The organism is Streptomyces lincolnensis, from assembly GCF_021173675.1.
Classification (GTDB): Bacteria; Actinomycetota; Actinomycetes; order Streptomycetales; family Streptomycetaceae; genus Streptomyces; species Streptomyces lincolnensis_B.
The window spans coordinates 100175-116620 of sequence record NZ_JAIHON010000006.1 but is presented as its reverse complement, the minus strand read 5'-3'; the positions used below and the strand labels follow the sequence as shown (position 1 = coordinate 116620).

Sequence of the window (16446 nt, the reverse complement as noted above, 5' to 3'; positions counted from 1 at the left end):
TCCACAGGCTGTGTGGAAGATCTGTGGACTTCGGAATTGATCACTCCGAAACGAGTCGGTGACAGCCTTGATTCCCGGTGCAAACCTCGCTTACCCCCACTTTCGAGTGGAAAGAGGTCGCCCCAAAGGATTGCCCAAGGGAAAAGAGTGGACGAAGGGTGATGTGCGTGGCGGTGAACGCCCGGGCGGCCTGTAGGCCGATTTGTCGACAGAGTGGCGCTTCGCTGTCGACTTGTCCCCAGGTCGAGAAGCTCGCCTGTGGATAACTCCTGTGGATAACTAAAATCTGCAGGTAGGATCGGGCTCGGAACTGGCTCAGAACCGGCTCAGAACCTGTTCAGAACCGGCCGTCCTGGCACCGGGCCACCCAGTCCGCCGCCGAGACGAACTCCTCGTCGGACGTCCCCGGCCGCGGCGTGCTCACGTCCTCGACGCCCACGTCCGCACGCGGGTACGACCCGAGGAACCGCACTTCCAGGCAGATCCGCTTGAGCCCCATCAGGGCCTCGGAGACCCGGCGGTCGGAGATGTGGCCCTCGGCGTCGATGCAGAAGCAGTAGTTGCCGATGCCCGCGCCGGTCGGCCGGGACTGCAGCAGCATCAGGTTGATGCCCCGGGTGGCGAACTCGCCGAGCAGGTCGCGCAGCCCACCGGGGTGGTCGTCGCGCTGCCACAGCACCACGGACGTCTTGTCGGCGCCGGACGGCGCGGCGGGCCGGGCCGGGCGGCCGACCAGCACGAACCGCGTCTGCGCGTTCTCGGCGTCATGGATCCCGGTCTCCAGGGCCTCCAGGCCGTAGCGGGCGGCCGCGAACTCGCCCGCGAAGGCGGCGTCGTACTGGCCCTCCTGGACCAGCCGGGCGGCGTCCGCGTTCGAGGCGGCCGACTCCCAGTGGGTGTCGGGGAGGTTGTTCTTCAGCCAGTTGCGCACCTGCGGCTGGGCGGCCGGGTGCGCGGAGACCGTCTTGATGTCCGAGATCTTCGTGCCCGGCCTCACGAGCAGCGCGAAGGTGATCGACAGCAGCACCTCGCGGTAGATCATCAGCGGTGCGCCCGCGACCAGTTCGTCCAGGGTGGTGGTGATGCCGCCCTCGACGGAGTTCTCGATCGGCACGAAGGCGGCCTCGGCCTCGCCGACCCGCACCGCGTCCAGCGCGGACTGCACGGACACGTACGGGATCAGCTCACGCGTGGCCGCCTCGGGAAGGGTGCGCAGGGCGACTTCGGTGAAGGTGCCCTCAGGGCCGAGATACGCATAGCTCGCTGGCATGACCTCACCCTAATGGCCCTTGCCGAACCGGGCGCAGCTGTCCCAGGACGGCCCCTCCGCTGAGTGAACCGGCGTGACCACGGCCCGCCCCGAGCGTTCGCGTGACGCCCGGCACAGGCACCCGCACGCGCACCCGTACCCGTACCCGTACCCGTACCCGTACCCGTACGGCCACCGCCACCGCCACTGCCGGCAGGGCCCCGGTCCCGCCGGCCCCCTCACCCCTCCAGCAGCCGCTGCCCCACGTACTCCCCCTCCGCCGCCCCGCCCGGCACCGCGAACAAGCCGCTCGCCTCGTGCCGGATGAACTGCGACAGCGCGTCCCCCCGGTCGAGCTTGCGCTGGACTGGGACGAAGCCGCGCAGCGGATCGGCCTGCCAGCAGACGAAGAGCAGGCCCGCGTCGGGCACACCGTCCGTGTCGAAGCCGTCGTGGTACGAGAAGGGGCGCCGCAGCATCGCCGCCCCGCCGTTCTGGTCGGGCCGGGTGATCCGCGCGTGGGCGTTGAGCGGGACCACCAGATTCCCCTTGGCGTCCGTCTTCTCCAGGTCCATCGCGGTGGTCTCGGTGCCCCCGGTCAGCGCCGCCCCATTGGACTTCCGGCGCCCGATGACGTTCTCCTGGGTGGCGACCGAGAGCTTCTCCCAGTCGTCCAACAGCATCCGGATCCGTCGTACGACGGCGTAGGAGCCGTTGGCCATCCACGACGGGTCACCCGACGACGGTACGAAGATCCGCCGGTCGAAGTCGGACTCCGTCGGCTTCGGATTGCGCGTGCCGTCGATCTGGCCCATCAGATTCCGTGCCGTCATCGGATGAGCGGTGGCGCCCGGCGAGCGGTTGAAGCCGTTCATCTGCCAGCGGACGCGCGCCGCGCCGCCCGCGTCCTTCTGGATCGCGCGCAGGGCGTGGAAGGCGACCAGGGCGTCGTTGGCGCCGATCTGCACCCACAGATCGCCGTTGCTGCGGGCCTTGTCGAGGTGGTCGGAGGAGAAGTCGGGCAGCGGGTCGAGGGCGACCGGGCGCTGCTTCTCCAGCCCGGTGCGGGCGAAGAAGCTGTGGCCGAAGCCGAAGGTGACCGTCAGCGACGAGGGCCCCGCGTCCCGGGCGACATCCGTGTCGTCCTGGGTCATCGCCTCGCCCGCCATCAGCCGCCGGGCCGTCTCCGACCAGCGGCGCAGCAGGGCCCCGGCCTCCTTGCGGCCCGCGCCCGCCGCGAGGTCGAAGGCGACGAGGTGGCCGCGGGCCTGGAGGCCCTGGGTGATTCCGGGCTGATGTTTCCCGTGAAACATCACCTCGTCCGTGCCCACCGACGCGAGCGGGGTGGCCTCGGCGGGCCGGGCGGCGTGGCCCACGACCCCGCCGGCCGCGCCCAGGACGAGCCCGGTGGCCCCGGCGGTGCCGAGCAGCTTGCGGCGCGAGACGCCTCCCGCGGACGCGGCGGACACGGGCGCGGCGGACACGGATACGGTCGCCTCGGAGGAGGCGCCCCCGGAAGCATCCTCACGAACGCCCGTGGAAACAGCCTCGGGCACGCCTTGGGAAGTGCCCTCGGAAACACCCCCCGCGGCGGCGGGGGCGTCGGGAGTGGACTGGTCAGCCATGGTTCGGTTCAGCCGATCTGCGCGTTCTTGGAGACGGTCGTCTGGTCGATGTCGGAGGTCCGCACGGTCGCCGCGACTTCCCAGTCGCCCGCCACGGGGATCTGCACTCCGTTCGCCGACCAGTGACCGGTGGTGATGTGGTCGGGCACGACAGGCAGCGGCCCGATCTTCTGGGACTCCAGGGTGAAGGCGATCTTCACCTCGGGGATGTCGAAGGCGCGCCCGTTGGGCCGCTGGACGTAGACGTGCATCTCGTTGGCGCCCACGCGCGCGGGGTCGAGGTCGACGGTCACCACGCCCTTGCCGTCCTCGCCGCCCGTGTCGAACGGCATGGTCAGGGTCACGGCCCCGGCCGCGTCCGACGACGAGGAAGAGGAGGACGAGGTGGCCGCCTTGGCCTCCTCCTCCGTACGGCCGGGCTCGGTCTGCGTCAGCACGGTGGTCACGGCCAGCAGGACGACGGCGACACCGGCCTCGGCGAGCACCGACCGGCGCAGCCCGAACCGGTTCGGATCGGCGTCCCGCTCCCGCTTCTGGCGCGCCACGTCCACCGCGGCCCGCTGCCGGGCGAGCTGCGCGTCCCGCTTGGACGTGCCGCCACCCTTCGTACCGCCCGCCTTCGCGCCGCCACCCTTCTTGGCGTCACCCCCGGAACTCCCAGCGCCTCCAGCACTCCCGGAACCGCCAGCGCCTCCAGCACTCCCGGCACCCCCCGCACCCCCGCCGCCACCGGCGGAAACAGCCCCCTTCTTCGCTCCGCCCGCGGCGACCCGCTCCTTCTCCCGAGCCCTCGGGCTCCCCTGCACCACCGTCTCCGCCAGCCGAGCCGTCCACCGCCGAGAGATGTACGCGATGCCCACCAGCAGCGCCACCAGCCCGATCTTGATGAGCAGGAGCTGCCCGTACCACGTGTCGGTGAAGGCCGACCAGGAGCCGAGCTGCCGCCACGACTGGTAGGTGCCGGTCAGCACCAGCGCCACGACGCTGCCGAAGGCGACGGTCGAGAAACGGCGTACGGCGGCCGAGTCGACGGGTGTCTCGGCGGGCGCCTTGTACAGGGCGACGAGCAGGGCGGTCAGCCCGCCGAGCCAGGCGGCGACGGCGAGCAGATGGACGACGTCGACCGGCATGGCTATGCCCGCCTGGAGGCCGACGGAGGCGTGCTCGGACATCGCCCAGCTCGCGGCGAGCCCGGCGGACACGACGGCCCCGCCGACCGCGAGCCCGAAGGTCAGGTCCCGCTTCTCCTCGTCGTCCCGCTTCTCGTACGCCCCGAACAGCACCGCGATGAACAGGGCCGCCGCGGCGAGCAGCAGCAGCCGGGACACCAGCGCGGCGCCCGTCTTGGTCTGGAGCACCTGTCCGAGCAGGTCGAGGTCGAAGATGTCGCCGACCTTCCCGCTGCCGGTGTAGGAGCCGCGCAGGAGCAGCAGCAGAAGGGTCGCCGAGGTGAGCGTGACCCATCCGGAGACCACGAGCCGTTGCACGGCCCGCACGCCGGCCCCGCGCTGCCAGCAGGCCAGCACGAAGGCGGCCCCGCCGACCAGCACCACGAAACCGGCGTACGACATGTACCGCCCGAATCCGTAGAGCCAGCCGACGACCCCGCCGCCGACCGTCTCGTCGGAGACGGCGACGCTGGTATTGGACGGCGCGCCGATGGAGAAGGTGTAGGCGCCGGCGACGGGATGGCTGTCCGCGGAGACGACGTGGTAGGTGACGGTGTAGGTGCCGTCGGGCAGGCCGCTGTGCAGGCGCAGGGCGTACGTCGTGCCGCTCAGGTTGGTCGGTGCGCCGTTCTGCACGGGCTTGCCCTTGGGGTCGAGCACGCGCACCGAGTCGGCGGACATGCTGACCTGTTCGGAGAAGGTCAGCGAGACCTGGGCGGGCGCCTTGTCGACCACCACCCCCTGCTGGGGATCGCTGCCGGTCAGTGCGGCGTGCGCGGAGGCCGGGCCGGCCGTGGCGAGGAGCAGTCCGGTGGCGGCCAGGAGCAGCAGCACCAGGGTCCGGACGCGGGGGGCGATGGTCTGGGTCACGGAGGTCCCTCCCTCAGTGTCCGGTCTTCGGGACGTACGTCGCCGACTTCACGGGCATCTTCACGACGACGGGGTCGGACTCGGCGAAGTGGAGTTCGACGGTGACCGTCTGACCCTGCTTCGGCTTGTGCTTCAGCTTGTCGAACATCAGGTGGTTGGCGCCGCTTTTGAACACGAGTTGACCGTGGGCGGGGACGGAGAAGCGGGAGACCTCCGCCATCGCGCCGCTGTTCGTCTCGTGCATGGTGATCTCGCCGTCGTCGCTGGTCACCGAGGTCAGCTGGTCCGCCGTACCGCTGTCGTTGACGATGGTCAGGAAGCCCGCGGCCATGTCGGACACCGGCTGGGGCATGTAGGCGCCGGAGACGGAGATGCCCCCGTCGTCGGAGTCCGAGCAGCCGGTGAGGACCAGGGCCCCGGTCAGTGCCGTGGCGCAGAGAGCGGTCAGGGCCGTACGCCTCACGGGGTCTGTCCCTTGACGATCTTGGGCAGGTCCTTGATGTAGTCGTCGACCGTGGCGTCCTCGCCGTAGAGCAGGTACCCGGCGTCGGTCTTGGGGGAGAAGGCGACGACCTGGGTGCCGTGCATGGAGACGAGCTTGCCGTTCTTGTCCTTGCTCGTCGGCTCGATGGAGATGCCGAGGGTGCGGGCGCTGGACTGGATGGTGGCGAAGCTGCCGGTGAGGCCGACGAACGTCGGGTCGATGCCCTTGAGCCACTTGCCGAGTTCGGCCGGGGTGTCGCGGGCCGGGTCGGTGGTGACGAAGACGACCTGGAGTTCGTCCTGTTCGGCCTTGGGCAGCTGCTTCTTGGCGACGGCGATGTTGCTCATCGTCGTCGGGCAGATGTCGGGGCAGTGGGTGTAGCCGAAGTAGAGCAGCGTCGGCTTGCCCTTGGTCGCCGCGCGGAGGTCGTACTTCTTGCCCTGCGCGTCGGTGAGGACCAGGTCCGGCTTCTCGAACGGCTGGTCGAGGACGGTGGCGGGCTTGTCGGAGCCGGGCTCCTCGGAGACCACGGAGACCGGTGAGCCGCTGTCGTCGGCGCTGCTTCCGCAGGCGGAGAGGGTCAGGGTGGCGGCGGCGAGGAGGGCGGCCGCGGCGAGCGTCTTCTTGCGCATAGAGAAATGTCCCAGATGTCAGTGTTCCGACGTGCACCGGAGGTGCTCCGGTGCACGTCACATGGAGCGGAAAGGAGCTCAGGCGTCACTGCGCCGACGGCCGGCGAGCACGCCGTAGGCCACCCCGACGACACCGACGACGATGCCGACCACGCCCAGGACGCGGGCGGTGGTGTCACTGGAGTCGGCGGGGGCGGCGGTCGAGGCGGAGGCGTTCTCGGCGGAGGCGGAGTCGGCGGCCTCCTCGGTCGCCGACGAGCCGTGGTGGCCGTCCTCGGAGGCGGCGGCCAGTTCGAGGACCGGGGCCGGGTTCTCCGGCTCCTCGTCGCCCTGCTTCTGCTCCTCGATCCAGCGCACGACCTCCTTGTTGGAGTACGTCTGGAGGGCCTTGAAGACGAGGGTGTCGGTGTCCTCGGGCAGCGCGCCGACGGAGACCGGGAACTTCTCGAAGTATCCGGGCTCGATGCCCTTGCCGTCGGCGGTCCAGGTGACCTTGGTGACGGCCTCGGTGAGTTGCTCGCCGTGCGACTCGACGGGCTTGGCCAGCTTGGACTTGGTGACTTCGATCTTCCAGCCGGGCATCGGCTCCGGCATGACGGAGGCGAGCGGGTGGTCGGCCGGGAAGGCGACCTCCAGCTTGGTGGTCGAGGCGTCGTCGCGCTCGTTGGGGACCTTGAAGTCGATCACCGCGTAACCGCCCTTGGCGGCGGTGCCCTCGGGCTGCACGGTGACGTGCGCGAACGCGGGAGAGGACAGGACGACGACGGCGGTGGCGGCGACGGCGCCGGCGGCGGCGAGTCGAGAGGCCTTCATGAACAGCACTCCACTTCGGTACTGGGTGATGAGAAGGGGTACGCGTGCGCCGGTGGGACCGATCATTCGGGGACGTGGGCACACGCGCGTGCCGCGCGACCGCGGCCCTTCTCCACAGCGGTGGAGTGGTGTGGGGCGTGTCGCGTCAGGCGGCGAGGGAGAACGTGGCGGGCCCGGGCGGGCCGCGCCGGATCACCGAGTGCTGGAGCGCGGTGGTACGGGGTGCCGGTGACGCGAGCAGGGCGGTGCGCGGCGGGCGCGCACCGGCTTCGGGCGCGCCCGGCAGGCCGGCACGCAGGGCGCGCACCAGCGCGAGCGCCCCGCGCAGGGACCGTACGAGCGCCCCTTCGGCGACCGAATGCGCCGAGTAGGCCGACAGTTCGACGAGCCGCAGCAGCGCCAGGTCCCCGCGCCGCAGCAGCCAGCCGGTGGCGACGGCCGCGAGCAGGTGGCCCAGCAGCATCGGCAGGGACGGCAGCATCGACATCGGGGAGCCCAGGGCGGTGGACATGGCGTCCGCCGGGTGGTGCGCGGAGCTCAGGGCCGTGCCGCGGATGTCCGTGCCGCCGGCCGGTTGGATCCGCGCGTTGGTGAGGATCCTCTGGGCCTGCGCGGGACTGATCGCCGCCGCGGTGGTCCCGCAGACGAGCCGCGCGGCCTGCGCGACCAGCGAGGCGTCGGACACCGGGGCGGCACCGGCCGCCGCCGTACGGACCGCCGCACCCGTGGCCGAGGCCGCCGTCGTACCGTGCTGTCCCAGCCCGAACACCACGTGCAGCGCGGTCTGTCCGACCGTGAGCAGGGCGGCGATCCCGGGCAGCGAGCGGGTCCGCCCGGCGAGCGGTGCCACGAGCAGGACGGTGCCCAGGAAGCCCACGCCGAGCGTCCACCGCGGAATGGCGGCGCAGGAGGCGAGCGCATGACCGGCCGCGGCCAGCACGACGCAGACCGCGGCGAACACCGCGGCCCGCAGAACCCGGAGATCTCCTCCGGAGCGCGTGTGGGGGGCAGTCATGGCGGGGCAATCATCGCACTGGCCTCATGGACGCCATACGGCAGGTCCGCAAGATGGCGTACGAGCGGTACGACCGGAAGGTCTCCTCTGCCACACAGTGCCCCACATACACCGATCGGCACCCACGGCACATCCCCCGTATGGGCGGCATCACGTCAACTCTGTGCTTACACCCGGGCACGGGCGGCAATACGTAACGGTATGTCGAGCCGCGGCCTGGAGGCTGGAGCATGAGCATCTGGTGGTCACTCCATCTGCGGCGTGAAGCCGCGAGCGTGCCGCTCGCACGGCGCCTGCTGCTCGGCACCATGGAGACCGCGGGCGTCGATCCCGACATCTCCTACGACCTCTCCGTCGCCCTCAGCGAGGCCTGCGCGAACGCCGTCGAGCACGGCGGGGACTCCGGGCAGGGCGGCCCGTCGGAGGCGTACCGGGTCACGGCCTACCTCGACGGCGAGAAGTGCCGTATCGAAGTCACCGACTCGGGCCCCGGATTCGCCCGTGCCCAGGCGCCCAAGGCCCAGGCCTCGACGCAGGCCCAGACGCCGGCCCAGGCCCAGGCTCTTCCGTCCGTCCGCCTCGTCTCCGACGAGGACGAGAACGGCAGAGGCCTCGGTCTCATCCAGGAACTCGCCGACCACGTCCACATCGGCAACAAACCCGGACGACGCGGCGCGGTGGTCAGTTTCGACAAGATCCTCAAGTGGAAGAAGGACGCGCCGTTGATGGCGGTGTAGCGGCGGCAGGGGAGCCCGCGCGGTCCTGACAGCGGTCGGTACGGTTCACCGGCACGGACCGCCGCAGACTGACCTGCTCAAGACCGACCTGCGGACCGACCCGCTCAAGACCGACCCGTCCGTGGGCCCGGCGCGTCGCCGGCCCCATCGCGTACGACGCTCCCAGCGTCGCCGCGCCCAGCAGCAGCCACCCGGGCGTCCCCCACCCGACCACCAGTGAGGTCAGCACCAGCGGGCCCAGCGTGCGGGCGACGGTCACGCCGGTGCCGAAGAACCCCTGGTACTCGCCGACCCGCTCGGCCGGTGCCAGGTCGAAGGACAGCTGCCAGGAACCGGCCGACTGCCCCATCTCGGCGATCACTTGAAGCACCGCGCCCACCGTCAGAACGGCCACGGCCACCCACGGCGAGGCACCCGCCGACAACGCGAACACCGCGCAGGCCGCCAGCATCACCCAGCCCGACCGCCGTACCGTCCGCGTGGCCGAGGCGAGTCCGCCGATCCCGCGCGCCATCCGCACCTGGAACAGCATCACGGCCCCGGTGTTGAGCACGAACAGCACCGAGACCAGCCACGTCGGCGCGTCCGTGCGCTCCGCGATCCACAGCGGCAGCCCGAGGCTGAGCAGCGGCATCCGCAGCAGGAGCACGGTGTTGAGCAGCGTGAGCAGGACGTACGGGCGGTCGCGGACCACACTCGTACCGTGCCGTTTCTCCGGAACCCGAGCCCGCACCGCCGGCACCCGCGTCAACAGCCCCGCGCACACCAGGAAACTCACCGCGTCCAGCGCGAACACCCCGAGATAGGCGGCCTCCGTCCCGGCGTGCAGCGCGAGCCCGCCCAGCCCCGCGCCCACCGCGAGCCCCGCGTTGAGCGTCGACTGGAGATGCGCCAGCAGGCCGGTCCGCTCCCCGGCGCTCACCAGCCCGGCGAGCAGCGCCTGCCGGGCGGCGGCCAGCCCCGACTGGGCGGAGGCGTAGGCGCAGGCCGCCAGCACGAAGGGCACGAAGTCCCGCACGACCAGGAAGGACGCCACCGCGAGCCCGGTGGCCAGCGCCAGCAGCACCGCCGTACCACGCGCCCCGCGCCGGTCAGCGAGCCGCCCGAGCGGCACCCCCACCAGCGAGCCGACCGCCCACCCGAGGGTGAGCCCGAGCCCCACGCGCGCGGGGGCGAGACCGACGACATGGGTGAAGTAGAGCGCCGAGGTCACGTAGTAGGCGCCGTCACCGACGGAGTTGGTCAACTGGGCCAGGGCCAGGACGCGTTGCGGCCCCGCGGGCGGGACGAGGGAGTTCGTCATGCGAACGACAGTAGAAGCGCATTGGGCCGCCGAGCAGACCCAATCAGAGGCCCAATTCTTGGCCCAATCGGCCACCCCCGGAGGCCGCGGTCACCCCCTCACACCTCGGCGTCCAACACCTCGCCCAGTGCCTCCAACGCCTCCGCGTACATCCCCTCCCGTGGCGTCCCGTACCCCACGACCAACCCCTGCGGCCGCCCCTCGGTGCCGGGTACGTGCCAGTGCTCCCCGAGCCGCCCCACCGCGAGCCCCGCGGCCGCCGCCCGCTCCAGCACCCCCGCCTCGTCCTCGACGTCCACCAGCGCGTGCAGCCCGGCCGCGATCCCGCGCACCCGCCGTCGCGCCCCCAGCCGTTCCACGAGCCGGTCCCGGCGCCCGCGGTACCTGAGCCGGCTCGCGCGCACATGACGGTCGTAGGCGTGACCGCCGATCAGCTCGGCGAGGGCCAACTGGCCGAGGGACTCGGTGTGGTGGTCGCTGTGCAGCTTGGCGTCGGCCACCGCGTCGACCAGGTCGGGCGGCAGTACCATCCAGCCGAGCCGCAGCGCGGGCCCGAGGGTCTTGGACGCCGTCCCCATGTAGACGACCTGCCCCGGCGCCATCCCCTGGAGCGCGCCCACGGGCTGCCGGTCGTAGCGGAACTCCCCGTCGTAGTCGTCCTCGACGACCAGGGCCCCACGCGCGCGTGCCCAGTCGGTCAGCGCCCGCCGCCGCGAGGGATGGAGCGTCACACCGGTCGGGTACTGGTGGGCGGGCGTGACGACGACGGCCGCCGAGTCCCCCAGCTCCTCGACCCGTACGCCTCTTTCGTCCACCGGCGCGGGCACCACCCGCCCGCCGCCCCGCCGCACGACCTCCCGGTGGAACGGCAGCCCGGGATCCTCCATGGCGATCTCGGCCCCGCCCAGCACCCGCGTGAGCAGCGCCAGCCCCTGCACGTACCCGGAGGTGACGACGATCCGCTCGGGCGGCGCGACGACCCCCCGGGCGCGCCCCAGGTACCCCGACAGCGCGGTCCGCAGTTCCATGCGCCCCCGGGGATCGCCGTAGTCGTAGGCGGCGGACGGCACGGCGTCGACCGCTCGCCGCAGTGCCCTGAGCCAGGCGGCGGCCGGGAACGCCCCCACGTCCGGACTCCCGGGCCGCAGATCGAAACGCGGCACACGCGCGCGTGCGGATGCCCCCGGCGGTTCGGCGTCGGGGGCGGGCAGCTGGGCGACCCGCGTCCCCGCCCCCTGCCGGGCGGTCAGATACCCCTCGGCCACCAACTGGTCGTAGGCCGCCTTCACGGTCCCCCGCGAGACCCCCAACTCCTCCGCGAGCCGCCGGGTGGCAGGCAACCGAGCCCCAGGAGACAACCGCCCATCACGAACGGCATCGCGCAGAGCCCGCTCAAGCCCAGCACGACGCCCTTCGCCAGGGGTGGCTTCTAGATGCAGGTCCACTGCACCCCCCTAGGGGCGCGGGGAACTGCGCGACCAGCCACGAACTACCCGTAGCCGAGACTCAGCCTGTCAGCGAGGCCATCCACGCCTCCACCTCATCAGACCGCCGAGGCAGCGCAGCGCTAAGGTTCCGATTGCCGTCCGAGGTCACCAGAATGTCGTCCTCGATCCGCACCCCGATACCCCGGTACTCCTCAGGCACGGTCAGATCATCGGCCTGGAAGTACAGCCCGGGCTCGACGGTCAGCACCATCCCCGGCTCCAGCACCCCCTCGACGTACGCCTCGGTCCGCGCGGCAGCGCAGTCGTGCACGTCCATGCCGAGCATGTGGCCCGTGCCGTGCAGCGTCCAGCGCCGCTGGAGCCCCAGTTCGAGCACCCGCTCGACCGGCCCCTCGACGAGCCCCCACTCCACGAGCCGCTCGGTCAGCACCCGCTGCGCCGCGTCATGGAAGTCCCGGTACTTCGCCCCGGGCTTCACGGCCGCGATCCCGGCCTCCTGGGCGTCGTACACGGCGTCGTAGATCTTCTTCTGGAGGTCGCTGAAACGACCGTTGATCGGCAGAGTCCGCGTGACGTCGGCGGTGTAGTACGTGTGCGTCTCGACACCCGCGTCGAGGAGAAGCAGGTCACCGGAGCGCACCGGCCCGTCGTTGCGCACCCAGTGCAGCGTGCACGCGTGCGGCCCGGCCGCGGCGATCGTGCCGTAGCCCACGTCGTTGCCCTCCACGCGCGCGCGGAGGAAGAACGTGCCCTCGATGTACCGCTCCGAGGTGGCCTCGGCCTTGTCGAGGACCTTCACCACGTCCTCGAAGCCGCGCACGGTCGAGTCGACCGCCTTCTGCAGTTCCCCGATCTCGAACGCGTCCTTGATCAGCCGCGCCTCGGAGAGGAAGACCCGCAGCTCCTCGTCGCGCTCGGCGGTGACCTTGTCGGTGAGCGCGGCCTCGATGCCGGCGTCGTACCCGCGGACGACCCGGACCGGACCGGTGGCCTCGCGCAGCTTGTCGGTGAGTTCGCGCACGTCCGACACCGGGACGCCGTAGAGGGTCGACGCCTCGGTCAGCGAGTGGCGTCGGCCTACCCACAGCTCGCCCTGGCCGGACAGCCAGAACTCGCCGTTCTCCCGGTCGGAGCGCGGCAGCAGGTACAGCGTGGCGGTGTGGCCGCCGGCGGCGGCCGGCTCCAGCACGAGCACGCCGTCCTCGGTCTGGTTGCCGGTCAGGTACGCGTACTCGACCGACGCCCGGAACGCGTACTCCGTGTCGTTCGAGCGGGTCTTCAGGTTGCCCGCGGGGATCACCAGACGCTCGCCCGGGAACCGCGCCGACAGCGCGGCGCGGCGCGCGGCGGTCTCGGCGGCCTGGGGAACCGGCTCCAGGCCGCGCAGCTCGGTGTCGGCCCAGCCGGACTGCATGTTCTCCGCCAGCTCGTCGGACACGCCCGGATACAGTCCGTTCTTCCGCTGCTTGATCGGCTCTTCGGACTCGGTCTCCGGGGTCTCCGGGGTGAGCTCCTCCGCCACGGTCATCCTCCTAGATACGGCACTGGACCCCGTCCATCGTACGGTCGTACAGAAGGGGGCCCAGGGCCGTTGGACCTGTTACCGGGGCGGGTGCGGGCCGCTACTCGAAGTGAGCGACGAGCAGCACCACGTCCTCCTCGGAGTCCGCCGAGTCCAGCCCGTCCGGCAGCACGGTCCGCAGCACGTGGTCGGCGACGGCGTCGGGGTCGGCGCGCTGGGCCTTCGGCACACCGGCCGCCGCCGCGTGCAGGCGGGCGAAGGCGCGGTCCGTGGGGTCGCCGGTGCGGTGCAGCAGCCCGTCGGTGTACAGCAGAACCGTCTCCCCCGCCTCCACCTGGAGCTCCACGCTCGGCGCCTCCCAGCAGGCGAGCATCCCGAGCGGCGCGGACACGGACGTCTCCACGAACTCCGTGCGCCGCTCGCCGATCAGCAGTGGCGGGCTGTGCCCGGCACCGGCCAGCGTGATCTTGCGCAGCGCGGGTTCGCAGTAGGCGAACAGCGCGGTGGCCGAGCGGGCCGGCTCGGTGAGCCTGAGCAGCAGCTCCAGGTCGGACAGGACGGCGACCGGGTCCTCGCCCTCCATCACGGCGTACGCCCTGAGGGAGGCTCTGAGCCGTCCCATCGCGGCGATCGCGCTGGGCCCGGACCCCGTCACGGAGCCCACCGCGAGCCCCAGGGCGGCGTCCGGCAGCGGCAGCGCGTCGTACCAGTCGCCGCCGCCCCGGGCGCAGGTGCGGTGCCGGGCGGTCAGCCGCATGCCGGCCACGCGCGGGAGCCGGGACGGCAGCAGCTCCTCGGTCATGGTCGCCATGCACGCGCGCGTGCGCTCCACCTCGACGAGCCGGGCCAGGTGCTCGCCGGCGTAGCGGGCGTACAGCCCGACGAGGTGGCGCTGCCGCTCGCTCGGCTCGGCGGGCTCGTCGTAGAGCCAGACGGCGGCGCCGAGCCGGCAGGGGTCCTCGGTGGTCAGGGGGAGCGCGTAGCAGGCGGCGTAGCCGAGGCGGGCGGCCACCTCGCGGTGCCGGGGGTCGAGGCCGTCCTCGGAGAGCAGGTCGGGCTCGGCGATCTCACCGTCGCCGCCCGGCAGGCCGTCGAGGATCCTGCCGTACGGCATCGCGCTGCGCGGCACGGTCTCGATGTGCCCGAGGTCGGCGCGGGCGAGGCCGAGGCCGATGGTGGTGTCGGGGCCGAGGCCGTCGCCGGGTTCCAGGACGACGAGGCCGCGGCGGGCGCCCACCAGGGCGGCTCCGGCGCGCAGCACCTCCTGGAGGGCGTCGGCGAGTACGTCCGTGCGGGCCAGGCGTTCGGTGAGTTCGTGCAGGGTCGTGAGGTCCGAGACCCAGCCGGCGAGACGGTCCTGGAGCAGGGCGCCCGGTGCGTTCGGTGCGAGCACCGCTGAGGTGCCCGAGGCGGCTGGCGCGGGCGCGACAGTGTGTGCGGGAGCGGGAACCGTTGAATCGATTCCAGCCACTTTCGGAGGGTGAGGGGCGTTCATGGCGTCCGGCTTTCCGACCGGTGCGTATTGCTCAAAAGCATCGCAAACCCCCATGTCATTCTGCGCCGCTAGCAGTGTCTCCACATGTACACGCACTCGTGAGGGGATGTCCAGCATTGTCCTGCCGGGATTCCTGGTGTCCATGGGACGGTGGTGCACCACTTGCCAAAAAACGAAGTTGGCCTAAAACTGCCTCAGGCAAGGGCTTATTGCGGTCGACTGGCCTTGCTCCACAGAGCGTCACAGCGGTCGTGATGGGTACGTACTCGGAGAAGGCCAGGGGTGGTTGGGAATCACCCGGGAACCTGGCGACGGACCCGGGCGTCTTAGCCACCGACGACCGAGCCCCATCCTCCCGTGGCGGAGGCGAAGAGAAATACGCGTGACGGCAAACGCCAGACTTCGCCACCCCCGCGCCAGGCTCATGCTTTTGATAGACCGCAGTATGGGCGCGGCTGCCACGGCGCAGCCCGTGTTCGGCCCATAGGGGTTCCCCTTGTCTCCGACAGGGGTGTGATGCGCCAACAGGTACGCACAGTGAAGTGATCGACACATGGTGTGATGTGGTCCACGGTGTTGCCAGCGGTGCAACGGAAAGGAACGAGCGCTCATGCGCGAGATCCTCGGAAGGCGACGCAGGCTCCTGTCCCAGCGCAGCGACGGGAGGCCTGAGTTGATCAGCGCGGCCCTGACCTTCGCCACGGAATGGCAGTGGCCCGTACTCCCCGGTGTGGCTCCGGACCCAGAGGGCCGGGCCCGCTGCGGCTGCCCCGACCCGGAGTGCACGGTCCCCGGTGCCCACCCCTTCGACCCCGGTCTCCTCGCGGCCACCACCGACGCGCGCATGGTGCGCTGGTGGTGGACCAACCGGCCCGCCGCGCCGATCGTGCTGGCCACGGGGGATACCGCCCCCTGCGCGGTCAGCCTTCCGGCCCTGCCGGCGGCCCGCGCCCTCAGCGTCCTCGACCGCCAGGGCATGCGCCTCGGCCCGGTCGTCGCCTCGCCCACCCGCTGGGCGATCCTGGTGAAGCCGTACTCCATGGAGCAGTTGGGCGAACTGCTGTACGCCAAGGACTTCGTCCCCGGCTCCCTCCGCTTCCACGGCGAGGGCGGGTACATCACCCTGCCCCCGTCCGAGACCGGCCTCGGCGAGATCCGCTGGGAGCGCGCGCCGCTGCCCGGTTCGGCCGCTCCCTGGGTGCCGGACGTCGAGGCCGTGGTGGACGCCGTGGTCGAGGCCCTCACTCGTACGGGTGTGAGCGCACCCGAGTTGTAGGGGTGTCGGGCGCGGGCGGACCCGCCGCCCGCGCGCGGTCGTTATCTTCCGCCTATGAACGTTCGTCTGCTCGCCCTCACGGGCGTCGTGGTGTGCGCGGTCGCGCTGCCGCTGGCCGTGGCGTCCGCGGGACAGGTGGGTGACGAGGGGCGCCGCCCGGCGGAGCCCGACACCGTTCGCTCGTCCGTACGGCCATCCGCACAGCCTTCTGTACGGCCTTCTGCGCGGCTTTCTCCGGGGCCTTCTCTACGGCCTTCCGCGCGCGACGATCACAAGGGGCCCGGCGTCTCCGCCGGCGGCCCCACTCGTCTGCTCGGCCTCGGTCTGGCCACCGCCGCCCGCTGCGGTCCCGAACTCACCTCCGCCGACGGTGTCGAGGCGCAGACCTGTGTCCTGACGCAGGGTGAGCAGACCTGGGCGCGGACCTACTACCGCAATGTGACGGGCGGCGCGCTGGATGCCGTGCTGAGTCTCATGGGCCCCGGTGGCCGCACCGTGCAGATGCATTGCGTCGTGGGGCCCGAGGACGAGCCGGGCAGTTGTGAGACACCCAGGGAACGCACCCTCGCGGGACCGGACGGGTACACGGCGGTCGCGGAGTTCGCGGCGGCTCCCGGCGAGGGGCCGCTGCTGCTGCGCGCCGGGAGCAACTCCGGGGCGCCTACGGGCAGTTGACGTTCGGCGCCGCTCCGTAAAGAAACCCGGACAGAACCCGGGGCGGAACCCGGACACGCAAAGACCCGGTTGCTGGCGACGGGGGATGCACCAGCAACCGGGCTAATGGAACGGTAACAAGAGATCGGCTGTT

14 protein-coding genes are annotated in these 16446 nt (G+C 71.6%); 3 read left to right on the top strand and 11 right to left on the bottom strand.

The window, feature by feature from the left end; translation table 11 throughout:
* Window positions 1–337 precede the first annotated feature (337 nt).
* The 7 genes from pheA to K4B79_RS18165 form a co-directional block, all read right to left on the bottom strand.
* Window positions 338–1270: a prephenate dehydratase gene (gene pheA / locus K4B79_RS18195; protein ID WP_232027772.1), complete on the bottom strand. Its 933-nt coding sequence runs from the start codon at window positions 1268–1270 to the stop codon at window positions 338–340.
* 218 nt (window positions 1271–1488) lie between these two features.
* Window positions 1489–2874 carry an iron uptake transporter deferrochelatase/peroxidase subunit gene (efeB, locus tag K4B79_RS18190; RefSeq protein ID WP_374208489.1) on the bottom strand — a complete coding sequence of 462 codons (1386 nt, stop codon included), beginning with the start codon at window positions 2872–2874 and terminating at the stop codon, window positions 1489–1491.
* An 8-nt stretch (window positions 2875–2882) separates the two neighbouring features.
* Entirely contained in the window at window positions 2883–4913 is a 2031-nt protein-coding gene (locus K4B79_RS18185; protein ID WP_232027770.1) for a copper resistance CopC/CopD family protein, read from the bottom strand.
* A 13-nt stretch (window positions 4914–4926) separates the two neighbouring features.
* Window positions 4927–5376, bottom strand: a complete 450-nt coding sequence (locus K4B79_RS18180) for a copper chaperone PCu(A)C (protein ID WP_232027769.1) — start codon at window positions 5374–5376, stop codon at window positions 4927–4929.
* Complete coding sequence (locus K4B79_RS18175) at window positions 5373–6029, bottom strand: SCO family protein (protein ID WP_232027768.1); 657 nt, start codon at window positions 6027–6029, stop codon at window positions 5373–5375. The genes K4B79_RS18180 and K4B79_RS18175 overlap by 4 nt, the downstream gene beginning before the upstream one ends.
* Window positions 6030–6107: 78 nt before the next feature.
* Complete coding sequence (locus K4B79_RS18170; RefSeq protein ID WP_232027766.1) at window positions 6108–6842, bottom strand: YcnI family copper-binding membrane protein; 735 nt, start codon at window positions 6840–6842, stop codon at window positions 6108–6110.
* Window positions 6843–6987: 145 nt separating this feature from the next.
* A complete protein-coding gene (locus K4B79_RS18165) occupies window positions 6988–7857 on the bottom strand; it encodes a hypothetical protein (protein ID WP_232027765.1) in 870 nt (289 codons plus the stop codon).
* 230 nt (window positions 7858–8087) lie between these two features.
* Between K4B79_RS18165 and K4B79_RS18160 the strand changes: the two genes are divergently transcribed.
* Window positions 8088–8594: an ATP-binding protein gene (locus tag K4B79_RS18160; RefSeq protein WP_232027764.1), complete on the top strand. Its 507-nt coding sequence runs from the start codon at window positions 8088–8090 to the stop codon at window positions 8592–8594.
* Here K4B79_RS18160 and K4B79_RS18155 read toward each other — a convergent pair.
* The 4 genes from K4B79_RS18155 to K4B79_RS18140 all read right to left on the bottom strand — a co-directional run bounded on the left by K4B79_RS18155 (window position 8557) and on the right by K4B79_RS18140 (window position 14479).
* Entirely contained in the window at window positions 8557–9897 is a 1341-nt protein-coding gene (locus K4B79_RS18155; protein WP_232027763.1) for an MFS transporter, read from the bottom strand. The two genes, K4B79_RS18160 and K4B79_RS18155, sit on opposite strands and share 38 nt — an antisense overlap.
* Before the next feature lie 98 nt (window positions 9898–9995).
* On the bottom strand, window positions 9996–11342 hold the full coding sequence (gene pdxR, locus K4B79_RS18150) for a MocR-like pyridoxine biosynthesis transcription factor PdxR (protein ID WP_232027762.1): 1347 nt from the start codon (window positions 11340–11342) through the stop codon (window positions 9996–9998).
* Window positions 11343–11403: 61 nt separating this feature from the next.
* Window positions 11404–12873: an aminopeptidase P family protein gene (locus K4B79_RS18145; protein ID WP_232027761.1), complete on the bottom strand. Its 1470-nt coding sequence runs from the start codon at window positions 12871–12873 to the stop codon at window positions 11404–11406.
* Window positions 12874–12967: 94 nt separating this feature from the next.
* Window positions 12968–14479: a PP2C family protein-serine/threonine phosphatase gene (locus K4B79_RS18140; protein ID WP_232028331.1), complete on the bottom strand. Its 1512-nt coding sequence runs from the start codon at window positions 14477–14479 to the stop codon at window positions 12968–12970.
* A gap of 493 nt (window positions 14480–14972) precedes the next feature.
* On the opposite strand from K4B79_RS18140, the gene K4B79_RS18135 reads away from it, so the two are divergent.
* Both K4B79_RS18135 and K4B79_RS18130 read left to right on the top strand, forming a co-directional pair.
* On the top strand, window positions 14973–15638 hold the full coding sequence (locus K4B79_RS18135; RefSeq protein WP_232027760.1) for a bifunctional DNA primase/polymerase: 666 nt from the start codon (window positions 14973–14975) through the stop codon (window positions 15636–15638).
* Window positions 15639–15692: 54 nt separating this feature from the next.
* Window positions 15693–16313 carry a hypothetical protein gene (locus tag K4B79_RS18130; protein ID WP_232027758.1) on the top strand — a complete coding sequence of 207 codons (621 nt, stop codon included), beginning with the start codon at window positions 15693–15695 and terminating at the stop codon, window positions 16311–16313.
* Window positions 16314–16446: the final 133 nt, after the last annotated feature.

Coding starts and splice junctions, on each gene's coding strand:
- pheA (WP_232027772.1), bottom strand. CDS start 1,270: ATGCCAGCGAGCTATGCGTATCTCGGCCCTGAGGGCACCTTCACCGAA.
- efeB (WP_374208489.1), bottom strand. CDS start 2,874: ATGGCTGACCAGTCCACTCCCGACGCCCCCGCCGCCGCGGGGGGTGTT.
- K4B79_RS18175 (WP_232027768.1), bottom strand. CDS start 6,029: ATGCGCAAGAAGACGCTCGCCGCGGCCGCCCTCCTCGCCGCCGCCACC.
- K4B79_RS18170 (WP_232027766.1), bottom strand. CDS start 6,842: ATGAAGGCCTCTCGACTCGCCGCCGCCGGCGCCGTCGCCGCCACCGCC.
- K4B79_RS18165 (WP_232027765.1), bottom strand. CDS start 7,857: ATGACTGCCCCCCACACGCGCTCCGGAGGAGATCTCCGGGTTCTGCGG.
- K4B79_RS18160 (WP_232027764.1), top strand. CDS start 8,088: ATGAGCATCTGGTGGTCACTCCATCTGCGGCGTGAAGCCGCGAGCGTG.
- K4B79_RS18155 (WP_232027763.1), bottom strand. CDS start 9,897: ATGACGAACTCCCTCGTCCCGCCCGCGGGGCCGCAACGCGTCCTGGCC.
- K4B79_RS18145 (WP_232027761.1), bottom strand. CDS start 12,873: ATGACCGTGGCGGAGGAGCTCACCCCGGAGACCCCGGAGACCGAGTCC.
- K4B79_RS18140 (WP_232028331.1), bottom strand. CDS start 14,479: ATGCTGGACATCCCCTCACGAGTGCGTGTACATGTGGAGACACTGCTA.
- K4B79_RS18135 (WP_232027760.1), top strand. CDS start 14,973: ATGCGCGAGATCCTCGGAAGGCGACGCAGGCTCCTGTCCCAGCGCAGC.
- K4B79_RS18130 (WP_232027758.1), top strand. CDS start 15,693: ATGAACGTTCGTCTGCTCGCCCTCACGGGCGTCGTGGTGTGCGCGGTC.